The organism is Thermoclostridium caenicola, assembly GCF_900142095.1.
GTDB lineage: Bacteria > Bacillota > Clostridia > DSM-8532 > DSM-8532 > Thermoclostridium_A > Thermoclostridium_A caenicola.
Genome location: NZ_FQZP01000046.1, coordinates 1 through 23,070, shown reverse-complemented (window position 1 = coordinate 23,070; position 23,070 = coordinate 1). Strand labels below are relative to the sequence as shown.

21 protein-coding genes are annotated in these 23,070 nt (G+C 51.6%); all 21 read right to left on the bottom strand.

All coding sequences use genetic code 11. The features are described 5' to 3' along the window. Positions 1–89: 89 nt before the first annotated feature. The gene (locus F3H12_RS10690) at positions 90–1,682 is read right to left on the bottom strand and encodes a secretin N-terminal domain-containing protein (RefSeq protein ID WP_149679312.1); all 1,593 of its coding nucleotides are present in this window, start codon (positions 1,680–1,682) and stop codon (positions 90–92) included. Positions 1,683–1,827: 145 nt separating this feature from the next. Then, on the bottom strand, positions 1,828–2,649 hold the full coding sequence (locus F3H12_RS10685; RefSeq protein ID WP_149679311.1) for a prepilin peptidase: 822 nt from the start codon (positions 2,647–2,649) through the stop codon (positions 1,828–1,830). Then, entirely contained in the window at positions 2,646–3,650 is a 1,005-nt protein-coding gene (locus F3H12_RS10680; protein ID WP_243133270.1) for an AIR synthase family protein, read from the bottom strand. Before F3H12_RS10680 ends, F3H12_RS10685 begins: the two co-directional genes overlap by 4 nt. 7 nt (positions 3,651–3,657) lie before the next feature. Beyond that, a complete protein-coding gene (locus F3H12_RS10675; RefSeq protein ID WP_188118493.1) occupies positions 3,658–4,365 on the bottom strand; it encodes a DUF2225 domain-containing protein in 708 nt (235 codons plus the stop codon). Between the two features lie 119 nt (positions 4,366–4,484). After that, positions 4,485–5,657, bottom strand: coding sequence for a tRNA uracil 4-sulfurtransferase ThiI (gene thiI / locus F3H12_RS10670; protein WP_479694076.1), 1,173 nt, complete (start codon positions 5,655–5,657; stop codon positions 4,485–4,487). Between the two features lie 33 nt (positions 5,658–5,690). After that, on the bottom strand, positions 5,691–6,836 hold the full coding sequence (locus tag F3H12_RS10665) for a cysteine desulfurase family protein (RefSeq protein ID WP_149679309.1): 1,146 nt from the start codon (positions 6,834–6,836) through the stop codon (positions 5,691–5,693). Next, positions 6,833–7,318, bottom strand: coding sequence for a metallophosphoesterase (locus tag F3H12_RS10660; RefSeq protein WP_149679308.1), 486 nt, complete (start codon positions 7,316–7,318; stop codon positions 6,833–6,835). Before F3H12_RS10660 ends, F3H12_RS10665 begins: the two co-directional genes overlap by 4 nt. A 49-nt stretch (positions 7,319–7,367) precedes the next feature. Beyond that, entirely contained in the window at positions 7,368–7,958 is a 591-nt protein-coding gene (locus tag F3H12_RS10655; protein WP_149679307.1) for an XTP/dITP diphosphatase, read from the bottom strand. Between the two features lie 13 nt (positions 7,959–7,971). Then, positions 7,972–8,700, bottom strand: coding sequence for a ribonuclease PH (gene rph / locus F3H12_RS10650; RefSeq protein ID WP_149679306.1), 729 nt, complete (start codon positions 8,698–8,700; stop codon positions 7,972–7,974). 228 nt (positions 8,701–8,928) lie between these two features. Next, positions 8,929–11,166, bottom strand: coding sequence for an N-acetylmuramoyl-L-alanine amidase (locus F3H12_RS10645; protein ID WP_149679305.1), 2,238 nt, complete (start codon positions 11,164–11,166; stop codon positions 8,929–8,931). 89 nt (positions 11,167–11,255) lie between these two features. After that, entirely contained in the window at positions 11,256–11,819 is a 564-nt protein-coding gene (locus F3H12_RS10640) for an epoxyqueuosine reductase QueH (protein WP_149679304.1), read from the bottom strand. 58 nt (positions 11,820–11,877) lie between these two features. Continuing rightward, positions 11,878–13,212, bottom strand: a complete 1,335-nt coding sequence (locus tag F3H12_RS10635; RefSeq protein ID WP_149679303.1) for a glycoside hydrolase family 3 protein — start codon at positions 13,210–13,212, stop codon at positions 11,878–11,880. Continuing rightward, the gene (fmt, locus tag F3H12_RS10630) at positions 13,199–14,158 is read right to left on the bottom strand and encodes a methionyl-tRNA formyltransferase (RefSeq protein ID WP_149679302.1); all 960 of its coding nucleotides are present in this window, start codon (positions 14,156–14,158) and stop codon (positions 13,199–13,201) included. Before fmt ends, F3H12_RS10635 begins: the two co-directional genes overlap by 14 nt. 1 nt (position 14,159) lies before the next feature. Further along, the gene (gene def, locus F3H12_RS10625; protein ID WP_149679301.1) at positions 14,160–14,627 is read right to left on the bottom strand and encodes a peptide deformylase; all 468 of its coding nucleotides are present in this window, start codon (positions 14,625–14,627) and stop codon (positions 14,160–14,162) included. 41 nt (positions 14,628–14,668) lie between these two features. Next, positions 14,669–17,101, bottom strand: coding sequence for a primosomal protein N' (gene priA / locus F3H12_RS10620; RefSeq protein WP_149679300.1), 2,433 nt, complete (start codon positions 17,099–17,101; stop codon positions 14,669–14,671). A 204-nt stretch (positions 17,102–17,305) separates the two neighbouring features. After that, complete coding sequence (locus tag F3H12_RS10615) at positions 17,306–17,716, bottom strand: hypothetical protein (RefSeq protein ID WP_149679299.1); 411 nt, start codon at positions 17,714–17,716, stop codon at positions 17,306–17,308. 5 nt (positions 17,717–17,721) lie between these two features. Continuing rightward, positions 17,722–18,393 carry a single-stranded DNA-binding protein gene (locus F3H12_RS10610; RefSeq protein ID WP_149679298.1) on the bottom strand — a complete coding sequence of 224 codons (672 nt, stop codon included), beginning with the start codon at positions 18,391–18,393 and terminating at the stop codon, positions 17,722–17,724. A gap of 278 nt (positions 18,394–18,671) precedes the next feature. Continuing rightward, positions 18,672–19,445 (bottom strand): polysaccharide deacetylase family protein, encoded by a 774-nt coding sequence (locus F3H12_RS10605; protein ID WP_149679297.1) that lies wholly within the window; start codon positions 19,443–19,445, stop codon positions 18,672–18,674. Between the two features lie 63 nt (positions 19,446–19,508). Further along, positions 19,509–20,606 (bottom strand): DNA-processing protein DprA, encoded by a 1,098-nt coding sequence (gene dprA, locus F3H12_RS10600; protein ID WP_149679296.1) that lies wholly within the window; start codon positions 20,604–20,606, stop codon positions 19,509–19,511. 73 nt (positions 20,607–20,679) lie between these two features. Continuing rightward, positions 20,680–22,221, bottom strand: a complete 1,542-nt coding sequence (locus F3H12_RS10595; RefSeq protein WP_149679295.1) for a YifB family Mg chelatase-like AAA ATPase — start codon at positions 22,219–22,221, stop codon at positions 20,680–20,682. 362 nt (positions 22,222–22,583) lie between these two features. Further along, the gene (locus F3H12_RS10590; protein ID WP_149679294.1) at positions 22,584–22,934 is read right to left on the bottom strand and encodes a long-chain fatty acid--CoA ligase; all 351 of its coding nucleotides are present in this window, start codon (positions 22,932–22,934) and stop codon (positions 22,584–22,586) included. Positions 22,935–23,070 lie beyond the last annotated feature (136 nt).

The following is a 23,070-nucleotide window of genomic DNA, read 5'->3' as shown; positions in this document are numbered from 1 at the left end:
CATCCTCCTCGGTTTGGTATTTGTTTAGCAACTATATTTTACCGAGGTATGAGCTTTGGCTCAACTCCTTTTTACACCATTATATAGACTTAATCCTTGATTTTGTCCGCCACTACATCAAACTGGTTCAGATGATCCATGACAAAGATCTTGTAATCCTCGGGGCAGACCACCAGGATGCACTTTGAGAACTGAGGATAACTGAAGGTATATGTCTTGATTTCGGGGATTCCCAACAACTTCAGTCTGTAATCCGCTTCAAGGGCTGATATATTCTTGAGCTTCTTGATGAAGAAGCGGTTATTGTCAATGTTCTGCTGGATATCGATCATATCGATAATGGAAGACACCCGGTTGACGGCTGCCTCATCCCCCTTGAGCCAGACGGCCCTGGCGGTCCTGTCAAAGGTGATCACATCCACGCCGAGTCCCAGTTCGTAGACAATGGGCACGACTTCCTTGGCCTTGATATAGGTCAGCTTTTTCATGGATACGATGAAGTCGGTGCCGGTCTGGTTTTCGGGAATATCCAGTTTGCTCTTCAGCTCCATGATCTGAGCCAGCTGGTTCTCATCGGCGTAAACGTACAGGAGCTTGGGATTGGATTCAAGGTAAAGACCGGTTTGCAGACCGACTCCCCTGAGAATATCATTCATCTGACGGGCAGTGATATAGGTCAGGTTGATGGCTGTGACCTTTGAAACGCTGACGGCAGAGGATACGTTCTCAGGCTTGTCCAGCATGGCAATCAGCTCGCGGACTTTACCCAGTTCCCTCGGAAGACCCTGGACCCATATGGCGTTGGGGTTGGTATCCAACGTAATCTTGGTTACCGGCAGTTTCAGGTTTTCTATCTGTGAGGAAATGGTACGGGCATCCACATAGTTCAAAGAGAAACGGGTCAGCACCATGCTGTCGAAAAAGACGGTATTCAATGTATCAGATGAACCGACAATCATGGTATTGCCGTCCTGTATGTAATCCAGCCCTTCCGATTTCAGCAGAAGAGCCAATGCTTCAAGCGGAGGGAGGTTCGTCCCGTCGAAGCGCTCGACAATAACTGTGTTGTTCAGGTAAACCACATTATATCCCAAATCCAGGACAAGCGCCGAAATGACATCCCGGATATCTGTTTCTGCAAGGCGTATGGTCATGGTTCCGGGATCCGGGTTTATGTACTCGGCATTGGCAGATCTTCCGGCGGAACCCGGCTCCAGTTCAAGAAGCTGGCTTTTTCCGTCAGCTTCCAGCATGACGCTGGTTTCATAAATTTCAGTGACTTTCCAGGGGGATTTTCCGATGTAATCATTCTTTCTGACGATAAAACCGGCGCCGGAATACTCAATGATGGCTTTTGTCCGATCATCCGGATAGCGCAGGATACCAGTAAGCTTCATGGGCGCTGCAAAAGGATCCTGCCTGATTTCTTCCCAGTTCAGTTCCTCGGATGGTCTTTCGGTCTGGGGCAGAATATCAGCGCGCGTTTTGTCATTGAGGTTTACAGGAGTACCTGGTGAAGGCGATACGGTTACGTCGGATGATGCCGGCATATCGCTGTTCCCGGAGTAGACGATGATCAGGACGACAATCAGGATGACGAGTAAGGGAAGCAGGAAAGCCAATGACTTGTTTTTCTCCAGAAATTGTCTGACAGCAGAATTCTTACCGGATTTTCCAGGCATAATCCAAATCCCCTTTTATATATTTTTGCAAATGTAACAGGTAAAAAATGATTATACATATCTATTATACATAAATAGACTCTGAATACCAGTCTGAAAAAACGGGTATATAAGTATTTTACTATAATTTTGTGAAATTGGGGCTTCAGATTTGGGCAAAATACCAAGAAATTATCGAATTTCCGAACAAAGTCGCAATAAAGGTACCTGCAACAATAAAAGGACCAAACGGAATGGCCGATTTTCTTTTGACAATTCGGGAAATAAGAAGAAAGATGCTGGTTATACCCCCAAGCATGACAGCTAAAAAGAGGGACAAAAGGGCCAGCTTCCACCCCAGGAACATGCCGATGGGAATAAACAGCTTCACATCCCCCATTCCCATAGCACCGTCATTTCCATAGATCAAAAGGCCGATCAGGGCGACGGCAAACAGGATGCCCGATGCCGAAACCATTCCAATCAGCGGGGTATACCATTTTGAAGGCTGGTAAAGCGAGAAGGGAACGAAAAGGTTGTAGACCGTCGTCAGTGCTCCTCCGGCCATTCCTAAAAGGACAAGGCCGTTGGGAATGATCATGTGGTCAAGATCGATGAACAGCACTGCCAGAAGAATGGAGAAAAGATAGAGAAGGGCCAGTGTTTCCACCGAAAAACCGTATCTTATATATAGGATAAGATAGACCATACCGGTCAGCAGTTCCACCAGCGGATAGCGCACCGGGATGCCAGCTTTGCAGTAACGGCAGCGGCCGCGCAACAGGATATAGCTCACGACAGGGATCATATCCGCCGCAGTCAGCCGTGTGTTGCAGTTTGGGCAATGGGAAGGCGGGGAAATGACCGATTGCTTCAGGGGGATGCGGTATATGCAGACATTCAGGAAGGAACCGATGCAAAGTCCCAATACGAAAAGGCATATCCCCACAAACACCTGGAATCCGGCCGCCTGATCAATCCCCATCATTCACCCTCCAGGAACAGCTTTCTGGCTTTGTATAATTCATCGGACTCAGGTGGATCGATCTTTACCATATTTCCCCCATCGGCAAGCATGCACTGTTTATCGCGGGTAATATTTCCGATGATGCAGGAACGGATACCCGCTTCCTGAAGCTCTTCCACAAGGCCGTTACCGTCCCTGCAGGTGATCAGCATGCTTCCGCTGGAGATAAGCCTCAACGGGTCAAGGCCAAGGCATGCGCAGATCTTCCTTGTTTCATCCAATAAAGGGATATTCTCTTTATAGATAATAGCGCCGCAGCAAGATGCATGGCACAGCTCCCATACGGCGCCCAGGACGCCGCCTTCGGTGATATCATGCATGCTTGTGGCCCCATAGTCGGCCGCAATAAGCCCTTCCTTCAGAACGCTGATGGAACCGATCAGCTGCTGCGCCCTGGCTACAGTCTCCCTGCCGATTCTGGGTTCCAGGAAATCACCGAGCAGGTTGGCCAGAATGGCCGTGCCTTCCGTTGCCGCATACTTGGTCATAACGATATCGTCGCCCGGTTGGGCGCCCGAGGTTGTCACAACGCGGTTCTCCCTCGCCTTTCCGAGGGCTGTGATGCTGACCACCATACGGGTCACCGCATCGGTCACCTCGGTATGTCCCCCGATGATATCGGCATTGACCAGATCGGCTTCCTTTTTGATTTGGCTCATGACCTCTTCAATTTGATTTAACCCGGCTCCGGGCGGAACCAGCAGGGTAACCATGAGCCCAACGGGTTCTGCCCCGCTGGAAGCCAAATCGTTGCAGGCAATATGTACAGCAAGGGTTCCGATATCGCTTTCCGCGCCGGTTATGGGATCGGTTGTCACAACGCAAAGCTGCCCGCCGAAATCCAGAGCAGCACAGTCTTCCCCGATGCAGGGCCTGGTCAGCACCTCGTTTCTCAGCTTTCCGGAAAAGCGGGTCAGTATTCGCTCAAGCTGTTGGTTGGAAAGCTTGCCAATCTTCAGCATCCTGTGCTTACCCTCCCACTTCTTTATCCGCATTATGCCTGAGCTCGTGAACCCTGTCCCTGGTGGTTTCTATCAGCCTTCCGGGTATCTTCCCCTTGTTCCTGGGATCGGAATTTTCCTTAATCAGCCTGCTGAACCAATGGAGACTGTCGTCAGTCTTTCCGGTTCTGCAACAGAGCTCCCCGATGATGAACAGCATGGTGAAGGGATCCACTTTGGACTGGACAAGATCTTCTTCTTCGTAAGCCCGGATATAACTGTTCAGGGCATGGTTCAGGTAGCATTGTTCAAGTTCATTATCCCCGGCATATCGATAGAGCCACGCGATGCGCATGCAGATTTTTGCGATCTCAGAATGAACAGCCTCCCGCACATTCAGGTTCAGAAGCACAAGCTTGAAGGCTTCCAGGGCTTTATCCCATGTCCGTTGCCCGCTGAAGCTCCTCGGCGTCCATTTTTTGGTGATGTGGTCCTGTATTCTTCGCTTTTCGATGCGGTTCAGCGCATTAATGGACGTGATATGGGCAGCGTAGCCGCAGTGCGAACACACGACCGCCTCGTAATAGAGCGGGTTGATTCCCTCATAATATGGGCAAAAGTCGGTATCCTGCCTCACAAGCTTTACGGCACGGCTTCTCACCTTGGTAATTTCAAACTCTTTATCACATGCCGGGCATTTTATTGCGGTTTCGTATGTAGGCTGTAATTGGTTCAAACACTTCATCTCCCCAATTTTCATTTCCGGCGCAACCGTTCCGTATGCGGTAAGTCGGGCTGCTCTATCATATATACCACCTTGGGAGATGACCTAACATTCTGCGGGCGAACGCCGGGTTACACGATGATGGTCTCCATCTGTTCCAGCGCTTTGGCAATCAGCTGCTCCTCATCCAGTACCGATTCATAATCCAGGGTTTTTTCAAGCGAGGGGCGCGTTGCCGGATGCCTGGCCACAAAAATGGTGCAGCAGTCTTCGTAGGGCAGGATGGAAGTATCATAGGTGCCGATATGCCTGGCGATGCTGACCACCTCGTTCTTGTCCATACCAATGAGCGGCCGGTAAACCGGTAGGCTGACTGCCGAATTGGTCACCAGCAGGCTTTCCATGGTCTGGCTGGCCACCTGGCCGATGGCTTCACCGGTTATAAGCGCAAGAGATCCATTGTTGCGGGCAATCCGTTCGGCAATCTTCATCATGTAACGCCGCATGATGATGGTCAGGTATTCCTGAGGACATTTCTGATGGATGGCCATCTGGATCTCCGTGAAGGGAGCCACATAAAGCCGCATGCCCATGGTCCATTCAGACAGGATTTCCGAAAGCCGTACGACCTTTTCACGGGCCCGTTCACTGGTGTATGGCGGGCTGTGGAAATATACCGCATCCACTTCCACGCCCCGCTTGGCGATCATCCATCCGGCAACCGGACTGTCGATGCCCCCGGAAAGGAGCAGGGTTGCCCGGCCTCCTGTTCCTGTGGGCAATCCCTTGGCTGCGGGGATGATCTCGGAATAGAGATAGGTTGATTCACGCACCTCGATATAGAACACGAAATCCGGATTCCTCACATCCACCTTCAGGCGCGGGAAATTCCTGAGAATATGGGCGCCCAAATCGGCGGAAAGCTGCGGGGAATTTAGAGGGAATGATTTGTCGGCCCGCTTGGATTCCACCTTGAACGTCCTGTAATGGTACCTGGACAGGAGATCAGCCACAATGCTCACCGCCGAGGTCTTGATGATTTCATAATCGGTGGGAACCTTGTGAACGATGCTTAGGGAAGCGATGCCAAACACCTTTTTCAGTCGCTCTACTGCTTCCACCAGGTCAAAATCCTCATCGGGAATTTCGATGTAAATCCGGCTCTGGGAACAGGTGACCCGGATATTTCCCAGACTCTCCAGGCGCTGCCTGATATTCCTGATGAGCCTGTTTTCAAACACGTTCCTGTTGGATCTTTTCAGAAAAATCTCTTCATACCGTACCAGAATCACTTTCTCCATCATCTGCATACCTTCTTTGCTTTGGTTATCCTTTATTTATTTTGACAACGCGTACGTGTTCAGGATCTCCTGCAGGGCCTGTGCGCAGGCTGTGGCTTCCTCTTCATTGTTCTCCCCGCAGAAGCTGAAGCGTATGGTGCCGTCTGACCAGGGCGCAGGGATGTTTAAAGCCTTGATCACATGGCTGATGCTGTTTTTCTTCGAACTGCAGGCTGAACCGCTGGAAACATAGATCTCATGCTGTTCCAGGGCATGGAGTATCACCTCGGACTTAACCGACCGGAAGGATATGCTCAGGATTCCCGGCAGGCCGTCCTCGGGCGAATTTATCCGGATCTGGTCGGGCATCCTGCTTTTCAGTTCGGCGATAAGCCTTTCCCTGACCTGTCTGATGGTCCGGTTATCCTCTTCCATCTGACTGGTCTTCCTCACAGCCGCGCAGGCAAAGCCGGCTATGCCCGGCACATTGACGGTTCCGGAACGATACTGCTTTTCCTGGCCGCCGCCCGTCAGGATGGGGCGTATCTTTGTGCCATGCCTCAGGTACATCATGCCCACCCCCCGCGGACCATGAATTTTATGGGCGCTGAAGGAGATGATATCCGCCTTCAGTTTCCTGGTATCGATGGGAAGCTTCCCGTAGGCCTGAACAGCATCCACATGGAAGACCGTTTTGGGGTTGACCGATTTAATGATTTGTGCGGCTTCAGCAACGGGCTGTATCACGCCGGTTTCATTGTTCACCATCATGATGTTGACCAGGATGGTATCCTTGCGGATCTTCCTTTTCAGCTCCTCAGGATCGATGCGTCCCTTGTCGTCCACGTTCAGCATTTCCACTGTAAAGCCCATCTCTTCCAGCACCTTCAGGGATTCGAGGGCTGCTGGATGCTCGATGGGTGTAGAGAGGATATGCTTCCCGGATCGCTTCATCGCCTCGGCGGTGCCTTTGATAGCCATATTGATGGACTCGGTTCCTCCTGAAGTGAAGATAATTTCTTCAGGATCGGCCTTCAGCGTTTCGGCCAGCTGTTTTCGCGATTGCTCCAGTATTCTTTCTGCCCGCATACCGAAAGAATGCAATGAAGCGGGATTGCCAAATTCCTCGTAGGAGATTTTGGCAACCAGGTCTACGACTTCTTTATAGGGTTTTGTTGTTGCACTGTTGTCAAAGTATATCATGGTACCTCCATAATGCGCGCTTCTGCCATACCGTTTCCGATTTCAAGAAGGGCGTATGTTGAAGGACCGGCGATTCGGGGATAACCCGCGCTGCCGGGATTAACCAGCAGGCATCCGCCCGTTTTGTCAATCACCGGGATGTGGGTATGCCCGAACAATACAACATCCAGCCTGTCCTGCAACGCTTTTGCCCGCAGTCTCTGCAGCCCGCTCTTGACACTGTACCTGTTGCCGTGGGTTAAAAGAACCCGTAGGCCTTCAACCTCCAGGATCAGCTCTGCGGATGCATTCGAGACCAGGTAATCGCAATTTCCCGGCACCATATAGTATTCCTTGTCCGGATACAATTGTTTCAGCGCCACTGCATCCCTGTAATAGTCGCCCAGGTGAATAATGGACGGGATATGGGGATACTGGCTGATGATTCGTTTCAGGCTTCCCATATTTCCATGAGAATCACTGATGACGATGAACAGCTTCATCTGTACGCGCCAACCTTCATGAACATTTTTTCTTGCGTAACTTCAACGCTCAGAGCATTTGCTTCAAATACTCCGCAACTTTTCGGAAGGCCTTACCCCTGTGGCTGATCCGGTTCTTGGTTTCAGAATCCAGTTGAGCCAGAGTTTTTCCGTACTCAGGCACCCAGAAGATCGGATCATAACCGAAACCGTTGGTTCCGGCAGCCTGCAGGGCTATTTCCCCTTCCAGGGCACCCCTGACGGTCATCTCGCCTTCCCCGGAGACAATGGCGGCTGAGCAGACAAACCGTGCCTTCCGGTAGGGATCGGATACGCCATCCAAAAGGCTCAGCAACCCGCGGCAGCGATCGACATCCTGGGCATGTTCCCCCAGGAAACGGGCGGTATAGATTCCCGGAGCCTGGTTGAGGAAATCAACCTCCAATCCGCTGTCGTCCGCCAGAACAATGCCGCCGGTAATTCTGTGGATGGCTCTCGCCTTAATGAGGGCATTCTCTTCAAAGGTTTCGCCATCCTCCACAATATCCTGATCAAATCCCGCCTCAGCCATGGACAGGATCTCGTATGCCGTTCCTTCCAGGAGCTCCCTGATCTCCCGCAGCTTACCCTTGTTTTTCGTTGCAACAATCAGTGTTTTCAACCTTATCCTCCAATCACCTGGACAATAGTACCTGCTTTTGTATGGCGACCAGCTCGTTGATCCCCTTTTCTGCCAGGTCCAGCATATGATCCAGGACCTTTCTGTCAAAGGGAGCTTCCTCCCCTGTCGCCTGCACTTCGATGAGCTTGCCCGTGGATGTCATCACCACATTCATGTCCACGATTGCGCGTGAATCCTCGTAATAGCAGAGATCCAGAAGTTCCCGGTCATCCACATAGCCCACGCTGATGGCCGCCACGAAGTCCCGGATGGGTATCTCCGGAATGATATTGGCATTGACCAGATAGCTGCAGGCATCCATGAGCGCCACGAATCCGCCGGTGATGGCAGCGGATCTCGTGCCGCCGTCGGCCTGAATTACATCACAATCGATGATAATGGTTCTTTCGCCCAGCGTCTTGAAATCAACAACCGAACGCAGGGCCCTTCCGATCAGCCTTTGAATCTCATTGGACCGGCCGTTGATCTTGAGGTTGTTCCTGTCCCTGTTGTTCCTGGTAGCCGTGGAACGCGGCAGCATATCGTATTCGGCTGTCACCCAGCCTTCTCCGGTTCCCTTCTTGAAAGGCGGTACTTTATCATCAACTGAAGCGGTACAGATGACCTTGGTCTCCCCAAGTTCAATCAATACCGAGCCTTCCGCATACTTCGTATAATCGCGCGTTATTGTGACCTTTCTCATTTCATCGTTTCTTCGTCCGTCATATCTGCTGCTTTCCATACACATTCCATCCCCATCAAAATTTCTATTCATTAATGTTATCATATGTATGTCGGGTTATCCAGCATAATCGATGGATGTCTTTTACAGCAAAAAGGTTTCCGCACGGCTTCAGCCGCAAGGAAACCCATTCTTTTTTATGGAATCATACCTGCCGTGTGGCTTTATTGATTACATGATCCGCTTTCAGGGCATCATCCTGTACAGGACGTTTACCTGATTTACATTTTACATTTGATTCAGTATCTGAATGATGCTGTCTGCCAGGACTTCGGCAGTTTTCTGCCTGAAGGCTTCGCTTTTCAGCAGGTTCAGATCATCGGGATGGGACATGCACGCAACCTCCACCAGGACCGCAGGCATCTTGGTTTGCCTGAGTACCACATAGTTTGCGCTCCTGAGACCGCTGCTTCCCATGGCACCCATGTTCAGTTTGTCGTACATGTTGTCAAGGATCATCCTGGCGTATGTCTTTCCCTTATAGCTTGTGGGATAGTAGAAGGTCATGGATCCCTTCATGCCTTCGTGCATGGAATTGTTGTGGATGCTGACGAACAGGTCGGCTCCCCAGCTGTTGGCCATTTCGGCCCGTTCTTCGAGTCCGACAAACACATCGGTACTCCGGGTCATTTTTACATTGATCCCTTTCTGTTTCAGGATGGCCTCCAGCTTCAGCGTGATGTCCAGGTTGAAGTCTTTTTCCAGGTAGCCGCTGAATTCCGCACCCGGATCGCTTCCGCCGTGCCCGGCGTCCAGGACCACCAGCTTGCCCCTGGCAGAACTCTGCGGATTTCTGATATTGATGTTGCCCACAATTCCCGTATTGTTGCTGGCCGGTACCTTGGAGGGCGTCTCCGAACCGGATTTGGCCACTATCAGGAGTTCGTTTGAAGATGAGCCTTCAACGATGCTGAACTCCTTGGTGGCATCCTTCTTTTCAATCTTGAGGAAGGAACTGGACGGCGTTGTCAGCGTGGTCACCGTGCTGATCAGCGCGTTATTGATATTGACGCTGCCCTGTCCCAGATCGATGAGATCCGCAGGGAACATGAAGGCATACGCGTTATTTTTTACATCATTTTCAGCTATGATTTTGTCGGCATATTTCCTGTACTTTCCAACAATATTGGTACCGATGAGCTTCAGGGCTACATCATCGCCATCCCCAGCCTGGATATTGGCCGCGCCGCTGCGGTTCAGGTTTACTTTAAGGCCCGTGGCGCTTTCGTCCACCGTCCACTGGGGCAGCTCCCAGGCATAAAGCTCGATCCTGGCTGTTGAAGCATTCATTTGGGACAAAACTGCCTTCTGGTAGAGAGCGCCGGAACCCATGGTCTTTTCTCCGGGCGAAACGGTGCCCGGCACCTCAATGACTATCCGCGACGGATCACCGGCCGTATAGATTCTGTATCCGCTGGTGCTTGCCGCCGTAATGGTGACTGAATTGCCGGAGAAACTGGCGTTTACCAAAGCTCTGCTGCTGTCGCTCCGGCTGGTATCATTGCCGGTTTGAGGCGGATTTGTGGCAGCAGGCGCAGGCGTGGTTGTCGGACTCGTTACCCCTGTGTTTCCGGTGCTGCCCGTATTGCCCGAACTTCCGCGGTTTATTTTCAGCACGGAGCTGCTTCCGGATATCTCATGGGTATAGGTGACGGCATCATCAAACACGATGCGGATGATGGTGCTGTTCAGTTCCTTGTTGTAGCTTACCAGGACGCCGTAAACCACACTGTTGCCGGGAATGAACCCCTCGGAGAACCGGCTGTCCTGACCCGGCAGCGTGACCTGCAGGATCTTTTCCTTCTCCCGCAGTTCAATGGCAGGTTTCTTGCCCGTGTTGCCAAAGGCTGTGTTGAGGTTGATCCCCTCAAACCTTACCAGGCAGGTATTCCCCTGCACGGTCACCGAAACCGGACCCAACGTGCCGGTTCCCTGGCTGTTTGAAGCAGGAACCGTCGTTGCGGGTGAAGAGGTTGAAGCCGGCTTGCCGGATGTCGCACCAGGCGCAGGGCTCTGGGCAGGCTGTCCGGAAACACTGCCGTTGAGGATGACGGAAAGATACTTGCCGTCGCCGGAAGGCTTAATCGTATAATCAGGCTTTTTTGTGGTTTCAATCACAATGCTTGCAGCCTGCGGATTTTGCTTGTTGGCATAACGGATCTGATAAACGGAGCCCTGGTTAATGTCAAAGGCACCGTTTTGCTGAATTACGGCATCGGTTATTTCTATCCCGATCCTGTAGTTTTTACAGTCTGAATTTGGCTCCAGGACAAATTGCCTGAGGATATTGGCATGAGACGTGTAAATCCTGATTTCTTCCGTATTGCCGGACTGCTGATAGGCCAGTTTTGTGACCGATCCCGAAATGTTTTTCTCCATCCCGGCCGCCTGGGCATTGAGGATGAATGCGGCCGCAAACAGGATGACGAGAGCGGCAAAAAGACACGATGACAGGATTTTCTTCATTCTTCGCACCCCTCGAAGCTTTTCTTTCGTACAGGTATAGTTTACCACGCATGATGCCGTCGAAATAAGTCAATCCCTATACAGGATTGTTACAGATTGTTTTCTGTAAAATATATCGGCTTTTTGGGGTGATCGGATTCAGTATAGGAATAAATGCAGCCGCAATATTTTTGCATGTACCAGTGCTTTCCCCTGGCCCGTTCACGACCAGCCCGGTACAAAGGCCTGAAATCCTCGTAATAGAACCTGACGCCATGACGTGCTGCCGCCTTTTTGGCTGTGCGCACAATCAGATCATGATCCTGGTACGGGCTGATAAGAAGACTTGTTGTAAAGACATCATGCTCAGTTTCACGGGCATACCGGGCCGCTTCCTCAAGCCTGACCGCATAGCAGTAGGCACAGCGCCCGGGCTTTTCCGCCGTAAGGCTGTTTTGCCAATGATCCAGTTGGTTCAGTTCATTTAAGGCAACCGGTACACCGTAATCCTCTGCCATGGCGATGACCGACGCTTTCCGCTTATCAAACTCTTCCCTGGGATGGATGTTGGGATTGAAATAAAGGCCGGTCAATTCCATGTCACGTTCCGACAGGAATTTTTCCACGATGGCCACCGCACAGGGCGCGCAGCAGATATGAAGCAGCATTTTCATCAAGCATTCAACCTTTCAGATATCACAAACCGTAAGAAAACAGTTTCTTACCGGGATGTCAGTCCTGCTGTTCGGCAGCTTCCCGGATCGCATCGGCCAGGGCCTGGTGTTCCGGGCTGCCCAGGATCTTTTCCGGATCAGGGCGTACCAGATTGTTGTCCAGTATACCGTATTTGGCTTTCATCCGAAGAATCCTGTATACGGATTCATCAATTCTTTCCTCGGAAATCTGACCATCCTTTACTGCGGCCAGAATGGCACGGTAGGCCTTTTCTGTGGACTGGGGCATCAGGATCATGTCAACACCGGCCAAAACAGCCATAACCGCTGCCTCATCATCGTCATAATAGGCAGAGACTGCGCTCATTTCCATGGCGTCGGTGATGACCACACCATCGAATTTCAGCTTCTCCCTTAACAATCCGGTCACCACCTCCTTCGACAAGGTGGCCGGGACCGGTTCTTCCATCAGGTTTGGCAACAGGATATGCGCTATCATCACCGCATCTGCGCCTGCCGCAATGCCCTCCTGAAAGGGCAGCAGCTCAAAGCTGGTCAGCCTTTCGAGATCGTGCTCCACCAGGGCCGCCCCGGTATGGGTGTCTTCCAGGGTATCACCATGCCCGGGGAAATGCTTCAGAACAGGAATAACCTGCCCGTCTATAAATCCTGCAACCGCCTGGCTGACCATGCCCGATACCAGTTCGGGCTCTGTACCGTATGCCCGCTTCCCGATGACTTTGTTGGCGGGATTTGAATAGATATCGGCCACGGGGGCAAAGTCCATGTTGAAGCCCAGGCTCAGGATTTCGGAGGCGATTGCCCTGGCGGCCGCATAGGCATACTCGGGTCTTTTTGTCAGCCCGATGGTGTAGGCCTCCGGCATGACAGTTGAATGGAGTTTGGGTGCCTTATTCAGGCGGGAAACAATCCCGCCTTCTTCATCAACCGATATGAACATGGGGATTTTCGAGCCGGCCTGAAGTGCCTCAATGAAGGATACCGTCTGCTCGATGCTGTCAAGGTTATCTGCAAAAAGGGCAAATCCTCCCGGTCGATATGTCGAAAGGATTTCCTCAAGGGTATCGTCCATTTTCTGGACCTTATCACCGTCTGCGTTTTTCCGGTAGGCCAGGAAAAACATCTGGCCGACTTTTTCCTCAAGGGTCATGTCCGCCATCATTTCCTGGATCATTTTTTCTGATGGATCTGCCGGATCCGGCATACCGTCATTATGTTCTCCGGGCAAAGCCGTGGCGTCCCCGGAAGCTGCCGGAGGGGTTGTGGCGGCCGGCTGGCTGTTCATGCCGCATGAAACCATCAGACATGAGAGCGCCAGAATGAGTGCCGCAACCCCTGTGAATATATTGCATCTTTTACTATTCCGCTTCATATGGCGTCAACTTCATCCCTATCTTCAATTCATGGCCCAGACTGTATTGATACGGGGTCATGCGCTTGTTGGATTCAACCTGTATCTCAAATACCCTGACGATTCCTTCTCCTGCCTGCACCGTCATGGCTTCCTTGTCAAGGCCGATAATGGTTCCCGGATCAGGCTTTTCGCCTGTATCCGAACGGTCCTCTCCGACAGCTGAGCGCCATATCCTGACCTTCTGACCGTCAAGAAAGGCAAATGCACCCGGCCAGGGAGTTGTTCCCCGTATCAGATTATGAATATTCCGTGCGGAGGCCGACCAGTCTATCCGACCCGTGTCCCTGGTTATCCGCGGTGCCAGCGTAGCCTGGCTGTCATCCTGCGGAACAGGCACGAGGGTGCCTTCCTCAAGCTTTTTGAGCGTTTTGATAAGCGTCTCTGCGCCAAGTAACGACATCCTGTCGTGCAATTCTCCTGCTGTCATGTCGTCAGGAATATCTATCTCGGCCTTCAGGAGCATATCCCCGGTATCCAGTCCGGAATCGGTCAGCATGGTGGTAATGCCGGTTTTGGTTTCGCCGTTGATCACAGCCCATTGGATGGGCGCAGCTCCCCGGTACTTGGGCAGCAAAGATCCATGCACATTGATGGTCCCGTACCTGGGTATGGCCAGCAGGCTGTCGGGCAGGATCTGACCGAAAGCGCAGGTCACAATCAGATCCGGGTTCAGCTCCCGTATTTTCTCTATGGTCTCAGGTTCCCTGGAAAGCCTTTCGGGCTGTAAAACCATAATCCCCTGGGACATGGCGTATTCCTTGACAGGGGTAGGTACCACCTTATAGCCCCTGCCCTTCGGCTTGTCCTTCTGGGTTACCACGCAGATGACATCGTAGTGGCTTTCAATCAGAGCCTTCAGGCTTGGAACCGCAAAATCCGGTGTTCCCATAAAGATGATTTTCATGTCACTTTTCCTCTTCTACGTCAACGTATCGGATAACCTTATCGGTGAAAAGGATCCCGTCCAGATGATCGATTTCGTGGCTCAGGCAACGGGCCAGCAGTTCGGTACCCTCCACGCGGACCTTCTCGCCGTTTAAATTGGTGTATTCCACAACGACGCGCGCCGGACGCTTCACTTCGCCATAGACGCCCGGTATACTCAGGCATCCTTCAATCTCTATCTGCTCCCCTTCCTGTTCCACGATGACGGGATTGATGATTTCCATGGGACCGTCCCCCAAATCGATGACGATCATCCTTTTCAGGATACCCACCTGGGGAGCCGCAAGGCCAATCCCGTTTCCGCAGGCATACAAGGTTTCCTTCATATCCTCAAAGAGCTCGCGTATCTTGTCATTGATCTCCTTAACTTCCTTGCTGCGTTTCCTTAATACGTCATCGCCTTCCTTAACGATATTTCTGATAGCCATTCTTATCCTCCGATATCAAAAAATTCTCACACACAATAAGATTATAGCATGTTTACCGGATCGATATCCACACTCACCCGGGCGTCCTTCAGCTTCATCCTGTCCGTCATGGCCGCCACATCCTTCAGAATACCCAGCAAATGCCCGGTTGAAGGATGCTTCAGGATGATGCGCCATCTCATCCTGTTGCGGAGAACGAAAATTGGTGCCCGGAGCGGCCTGGAAATGGTCAGCTGGTCGGTCTGCCCGTACTTCTCCATGAGAAACTGATGGATCCTGATAATGAGCTCCCAGCCCCGGCTGTTGTCGGTGCTGGAGACCATGACCATGCCGATGTGGGCAAAGGGCGGGTAGCCCAGCTGCTGCCTGATGGGAATCTCTCTGCTGTAGAATGCGTGGAAATCCTGTTCCATTGCAGCCTGAAGGGCGTAGTTGTCCACGTTGTAGGCCTGCAGGATAACCTGACCGGGTTTTTCGCCCCTTCCGGCCCGGCCTGCCGCCTGCGTGACCAGTTGGAAGGTGCGTTCGGTTGACCGGTAATCCTCCGTGAACAGCATGGCATCCGCAGCCAGTATGCCAACCAGCGTCACATTGGGAAAATCGTGCCCCTTGGCCACCATCTGGGTGCCTATCAGGATATCAGCTTCCCCGGTGCGAAACGCGTCAAGGATGCGCTGATAGCCATACTTGCTTCCCGTGGTGTCCAGATCCATTCTCAGCACGCGAAAACCGGCCTCATGACTTAAAAGCTCCTCCTCAATCCGCTGTGTGCCTGTGCCCATGGGCTTCAGATGTACGCCTCTACAGTTGGGACAGCTTGGCGGTACCGGAACGGTATACCCGCAGTAATGACAGACCACATGCCTGTCATTCCGATGATAGGTCATGGAAACGCTGCAGTTGGGACATCTGAGCACAAACCCGCAGTCCCGGCACAGCAGGAATGAGGCATAGCCCCGCCTGTTGAGGAAAAGGATCGCCTGTTCACCGTTCCTTTTCACCCGTATCAGCTCTTCCTCCAGGACGCGGCTGATCATTTTCAGATTTCCCTGCTGCAGTTCGGCACGCATGTCCACCATTCGTACCTGGGGCAGCGGCCGGGTATTGGCCCTTGTTTTCATTTCAATGAGGCCGATCTTGCCGGACCTGGCACGGGCATAGGTCTCTACCGACGGCGTTGCCGATCCTAAAAGGAGCAGCGCCCCGTTGATATTGCATCTGGCCCGGGCCACATGGCGCGCATCGTACTTGGGATTGTTCTCGGACTTGTAGGTTGGTTCGTGCTCTTCATCCACAATGACGATACCCAGGTTGTTCAGCGGAGCAAAGACGGCCGAACGCACACCGATGACCACATCTACTTCACCCCTGCGGATCTTCTGCCACTGGTCGTAACGCTCTCCCAGGGAAAGCCTGCTGTGCTGTATGGCCACGCGTTTGCCGAACCGGCTTGTAAATCTTGATACCATCTGGGGAGTCAGGGATATTTCGGGAACAAGGACAATGGCCGTTTTTCCCAGCCGGATGGCCTCCTCAATGAGCCGGATGTATACCTCTGTCTTTCCGCTGCCGGTTACGCCATGGAGCAAAGCCTCATTGAGCCTATGCCCCTCAAGGAGCGGCATCAGGGTATCAAGCGCGCGCTGCTGGTCTTCAGTGGGAACAGGTGCTATGCCGTTTGATGCGTTTTCCTGTATTTCAAAGGGGTCCCTCTCCACATCCACGTCTTCATAGGCCACCCATCCTTTTTTATGCATAGCGCGTATGGTGGCATGCGATACACCTGGGATGAGCAGCAGGTCCTGCAGAAAACACATGCCTTCTTCATAGAGAAAGTCCATCACTCTGGCCTGGTAAACGCTTTTAACCTGCCCTTCGTGGTACAGGGCCATGAACTCGGCCTGATCGATGACCGGATATACTGCCCGCTGCTTTTTCTGGCTGACCCGCTGCCGGAATGTCTCCCGTATCTCCACGAGCCCCTTGTCAACCAATTCCTTAAGCATGGCCTCAAGGTTATCAGGAAACTCCCTTTCCAGGTCCTGATACAGGACGCCTTCATCTCCGGCTTCGCAGAGCCGCGCCATAATGGGCGACATTTCTTCAGAGGGACTCTGGATGCATGATTTGACAATCCTTTGTCTTGTGAGGTTCACACCGGCGGGAACCATGCAACCGATGGCTTCACCCCAGGTGCACAGATAACGGTTTTTCATCCATTCGCTCAGTTTGAGCATCTCCTGGTTTAATAGAGGATAGTCGTCGACGAGGCTATGAATCTCCTTGAGCGCTCTTGTGGCTTCATCCTGTCTCACCTGGACAATCCACGCGGAACAGAGCCTGTTTTTTGCGCCGAAAGGAACCAGGACGCGCATACCCGGCAAGGCCGACAAGTTGTCCGGAATGATATAATCATATAACTTGTCAAAGCTTCTCAGCCCAGCCGAAAGCACAACCGACGCGATGTTCAACAATCATTCCCCCGTCTTTTGAGACAAGTAAAAAAGCCATGAAGCATCCACGGCCAAAATGCCTGTTCTAAAACTGCAACAAAGCCATAAACATAATAAAAGAAGTTATAAAAATAACCTCTTTTATTATGGATACAATCCGTATGGTCAAATCCTGCAAATTCAATTATAAAGGGATTTACTTTGAAAGTAAATCCCATCTATCGACTAGCAGGTGAACTCCTTTTGAACAAAATCAGGAATACCGCTGATATCTCCACTCATACTAAAAACAAATTTAACGCTGTACTTCTCTGAAAGCTCCTTGATCTTTTCAAAAAACTGGGCCGTTTCCTCAGGATTCTGGACATGCCTGCCCAGTCCGTCCATATAAATCGCTTTGACATCATAATTTTCAGCAATAATTCCGCAAATCATCGCGAATATTTCATTGATACCTTTGACAGGAAAATCAGAAGTGTTTACATACCTGATTTGGTGCTTGAGACTGTGCATCAGCGAATTATCATGATTGATGAAAACAATTTCCCCTAAGCAGTCATTCAGCATGTTGTTGGCATCAGCAATCAAATACTTGGTTTTTCCGATCCCCTTGCCACCGCATACAACTTTTATCATGGGTATCAATCCCCCTTTTCTTTTTCTTCCCGCTTATTGTTGTTTTCCTTGACAACCTCCATCTTGGAAACGGAAATCTCATAAGCCACCCGTTCCTCAACCTGATCTTCGGACAGCTTCTTCTGATACACACGGCTCTGTATTCTGCCCCAAAGCTTGAGATTATCCCCCACCTCAAGGGTGCTGGCATACCTTGCATTTCTTCCCCAGGCGATACAGGGTATGTAATCAGATTTGTTGTAAGCCCGGTTTACGGCCAGAAGGATGTCTGCGATTTCCCTTCCAAATGGCGTTGTGCGATAAATGGGTTTTCTGCAGACAAAACCATTGAGGTAAATCTGATTCGGGTTTTTATGCGTCACCTCCTCTTCATGGATTGAAATTTCTCTGGCAAACACCATCAGCATCAGCTTGCGTCCGCCTTTATTGCTGTAATTGTTGTAAGACCTGAATTGACCTTCAACAGAGAGGTATAAGCCCACCTTTACCTGTTCCGGACTAACCAGACGCTCTGAAAAAATGACGGGGAGCTCATCATTGGTCTCACTCAGCCGGGGAACCTGCACATAGGTTATGTAAAAACCTTCCCCATATACTTCATGACTAAACTCCGGGCTTGAAATCACTTTACCTGAGATACTTACACAGTTGTTCTCCAATGCCGCGTTTGGCGTCATTTAATACCCCAACCCCTCTCAAAGTCTTTGGTACTTTTTGCATGCTGCTGCTATAATGCTATTCCACAACCCGTCCGTTTAGAATCTGTAATCAGTTATTATTATACAGAATCCACCGGCTGATTTGAATCCTATATCATATATTCACCCAATATTCCACGCCTTAAACAAGATTTTACGCCGTTTGGGACGCGGTGAACGTTATTTGATGGGTATTCTGGTTCAATACGGCAAATTTTATACCATGCAATTAAGGACGTTTATGCAAAGGAATCCCGTCACGTTTCAGGAACCTGCCGCCCGTCATAGCGAATCCTGAACGGTCCCTTGATGAGCAGATCCGAAACGGTGACAAATTCAAAACCGCTCTCGGTCAGGGCATCCAGGATCTCCGGAAGAACATCCTGCGTATATTGCGTATCGTTATGGAACAGGATGATGGAGCCCTTTTCGGTCCGCTTAACCACACGGTTGAAAATGTTCTCTCTGCTCATGTCCTTTTTCCAGTCCAGGGAATCGCAATCCCATTGAATCGTATGGTATCCCAGTTTTTTGGCAGCGCTGACCACTTTGGCGTTATACTCGCCGTACGGCGGCCGGAAAAGCTTGACCTTTTGCCCCGACACTTTCTCCAATGTTTCCGTGCAACGGGTGATTTCCTCTGCGATCTTTTCTTCCGGGATGGAAGCCATATGCAGGTGGCTGTAGCCATGATTGGCGATTTCGTGCCCCCTGTCGGCTATGAGTTTAACCATATCCGGGTATTTTTCCGCCCAGAGGCCCACGATAAAAAAGGTCGCCTTGGCATGGTATTTGTCCAGGGTATCCAGGATATTGGGAATATCGCTGGCTCCCCATGCGCAGTCAAAGGTGATGGCGCATTTTTTCTCATCGGTTTCCACTGAGTAAATGGGAATATCCACCCTGTAGGATCCCGATACCGGGACCAGGTTATCCCTGGCAAACAGCATGTTTACCGCGATGAAGAACAGAGCGGCTGCAATGACGATAACTGCCGTCAGATTCCGTCTGCTGATCAATATAACCTTCATGAAAACCTGCCATCCGTCATATGCATATTCTATTGCATTCTATTTGGCTGGAGTGCGGTTTATTCACCGATCGGATACGATGGCATACCTGCCTGTCAGGTCTTTTCGTACAAGGCCCCTGATCTCAAGCTGGAGCAGCGCGGCAAACAGAACATGTCGCGGAACCCCTGTTCGTTCGGCAATCTGATCGTGGTAAAGATCTTCTGCCCTCAGGGTTTGCAGAATGAGACTTTCTTCCCGGGACAAGGGTTCTGTACCCGGCGCAGAACTTTTTCGGTACACGGGCAGTGCGGACAGGCTCCAGGGGATCTCCTCCAGGATATCCTGTATGGAGAGCACAAGCTTGGCGCCCTCCCGGATAAGCCTGTTGGTGCCCATGCTGGTGTGATGATTGATGTTTCCCGGTATGGCGAAAACCTCCCGTCCCTGTTCCAGCGCGGCCTGGGCCGTAATCAGCGAGCCGCTTTTCTGACCGGCTTCCACAACCAGGACGCCGATGCAGATGCCGCTGATGACCCGGTTTCTGACAGGAAAATGGTAGGTCTGGGGCTTTACGCCGGGCGGATACTCGGAAATCACCGCCCCGTTTCTGGCTATCCTGTCCATAAGTCCTCTGTTTTCCGGGGGATACGCCTGATCGGGACCGCAGCCAAGGACCGCCATGGTCTGCCCGCCGGCATGCAGGGCACCGGTATGGGCAGCCGTATCGATGCCACGGGCCATTCCGCTGACGATGATAAAGCCTTCCTCCGCCAGTTCGGACGCAAGGCGAAATGCCGTGTTCATGCCATAACCGGTCGCCTTTCTCGACCCCACAATTCCAAGACCGAGGCCTTTCGGGATCACGCCTTTCACATAGAGCACCAGCGGCGGATCCTGGATATAGCGCAGCAGTTCGGGATACTCCTCATCATCCATCGGAATGATCCTTATCCCCTTTTTTTCGGACATCCTGATGATTTCAGCGCTTTCCCTGAGCTTGTCCTCACTGAGCAGGGATTCTGCCTGGGCCGGTTTAAGCCCAAGCCCGTCCCAATCCTTCCTGTCCATTTCGAATATCGCTTCAGGCGTTTTCAGCATGCGCAGAAGTTCCAGTTTCCTGGAAATGCCCATCCCCTCGGCAAGATTGAGACGAACCCAGGCCTGCAAATGCTTGTTCAATTCCTTCACCCCTGATTTGCGGAATAAACCCGTCAGCTTCGGATTTATGACAGGGTTCCTTGCTAAACTTACGTTAATCACTGTTCCAGGACATGAACGACCTGTCCAGCGACCTGTACTGGATGGCTTCGGCGATGTGCGGCGCACGGATAACCGGGCTTTCTTCCAGGTCGGCGATGGTGCGGGCTACCTTCAGAATCCTGTCATGGGCCCTGGCGCTGAGTTTCAGCTTGTCGAAAGCTGACCGCATAACCCTTGTCCCTTCCTCATCCACCTTGCAGTATTCACGGACCATGGCGCCGGTCAGCATGGCGTTGCAAAATATATTCAAATCGCGGTATCGCTCCTTTTGGATGGCTCGCGCCCTGTTGACCCGCTTTCTGATTTCCGCCGAGGTTTCCTCGGGTTTACTGGATTCCAGGTCCCGGTACTGAAGGGTTGGAACCTGTATCTGGATATCGATGCGATCCATCAGCGGGCCGCTCAAACGGCTCAGGTACCGTTCGGCCTCCCTTGGTGAACAGGTGCATGGTTTGACCGGATCGCCGTAATAACCGCATTTGCAGGGGTTTGCGGCAGACACCAGCATGAAACGGCACGGATAAGTAATGGTGGAGTTAATCCGGGCAATGCACACAAAACCGTCCTCCATGGGCTGTCGCAGGATATCCAGGGTAGAACGCCCGAATTCGGGCAATTCGTCCAGAAAAAGCACGCCATGATGGGCAAGGCTGACCTCACCCGGTTTGGGAATCCTTCCCCCTCCCACGAGGCTCGCGGCGCTCATGGTATGATGTGGCGCACGGAAAGGCCGTTCGGAAATCAGTGAGGTGTGCGGTGGAAGCATACCCGCCACGCTGTATATCTTGGTGATCTCCAGGGATTCCTCGAAAGACAGATCCGGCAGGATGGTGGGAAGCCTTCTGGCCAGCATGGTTTTCCCGGATCCCGGACTTCCGATAAGGAGCACGTTATGGCCGCCGCTGGCCGCTACTTCCAGCGCCCTCTTGGCATGCCGCTGACCGCGCACATCCGAATAATCCAATCCCGAGGGAATTGCGCTTTTCCCGGAGACTTCAAGAAGCTCGGCCGGGCGGATGGCTGCCTCCCCTGAAAAATGGTCCACCGCTTCTTTCAGGGAATTGACCGGAAAATATTCAATGCCCTTGACTACCGAAACCTCCGGCAGGTTTTGGGCAGGGATCATCATTTTGCTGTAGTGAAGCTCATTTGCCGCAATCGCCTTGCAGAGCATGCCGGGCACGGATCGGACGCTTCCGTCGAGGGCCAGTTCGCCCGAGATGAAATACCCCCTCACCGATTCCTCCGGTATGATTTTTGCCGCCACCAGAATCCCTATGGCGATGGGCAGATCAAAGTCGGTGCCGTCCTTCCGGATATCTGCGGGAGCCAGATTGATGGTGATCCGCTGATCCGGGAATTTGAAACCTGAGTTCTTGATCGCAGCCCGCACCCGTTCCCTGGCTTCCTTCACCGACGTTTCGGCCAGGCCGACAATATCAAAAGCGGGTATCCCATTGGAGATATCGGTTTCAACTTCTATGAGATGGCCGTCCAGACCTGTGAGACCGCAGGTCGAAACGCGGCTGAACATGAAGAATACCCCCGATACAGAACTGGAGTTTGGGGATATTTTAGCATTTTATGACAATATATTCAAGAATCATATACAGAACTATATTTTATATCTAATTCTTACTCTTCTTCCCAACACATAAACCCCGGCTGATGTTTTGCCCCTGTTTACCGATTTCACGGGCATTTTGGCATAGTCTCGCAATACATCCTTGACCACTGAGCATACCGTTCAGGGACCAGGTTTACCAACGGCCTCGCCCATGCCGGCAAATGAATGGCAGCAAGCTATAGAAATAAAGACAGCCGGAACCAGAGAGGATTCCGGCTGCTCAGCCATATGGCTTACATGCTTATTTTGTTGTTCGACCCGGCCCATCCTTAATCAATGATCTGTTTGCTCAGTTTCCTCATCTCAAGACCTTTCGCATCGAGGATCTTCTGAATCCTTTCCTGCTCGTGGGAACGCCTGATCTTCAGCGTGGTGGTCTTGATCAAATCCTGTTTGGAAAGCACAAAGTAGCGGATGATCTTGTACTTGGGAAGGGTATTGTTGATCTTCCGGATTTCAGCGTCCATCATCTCTCCAATGGCCTCAATGGAAGGATTGCCGTTGCTTTTAAAATACTCCTCATCCAGCACCAGTTTGGCGCAGACCTGGATATCCCCGTCCTTGGCCCTGTAGCCCCAGGCAAAGGATTCCCTGACCCCCGGAATACGGTTCAGCAGCATCTCATATTCCTCGGGAAACGCCTTCTTGCCGTTGGTGAAAACGGGAAGTTGTAAAATAAAATGCCGTAATATATAGAAAACTCATGGTAATCCATTGTAAAATGTTTAATAACCAAAGAAAAACATTAGCAAAGGA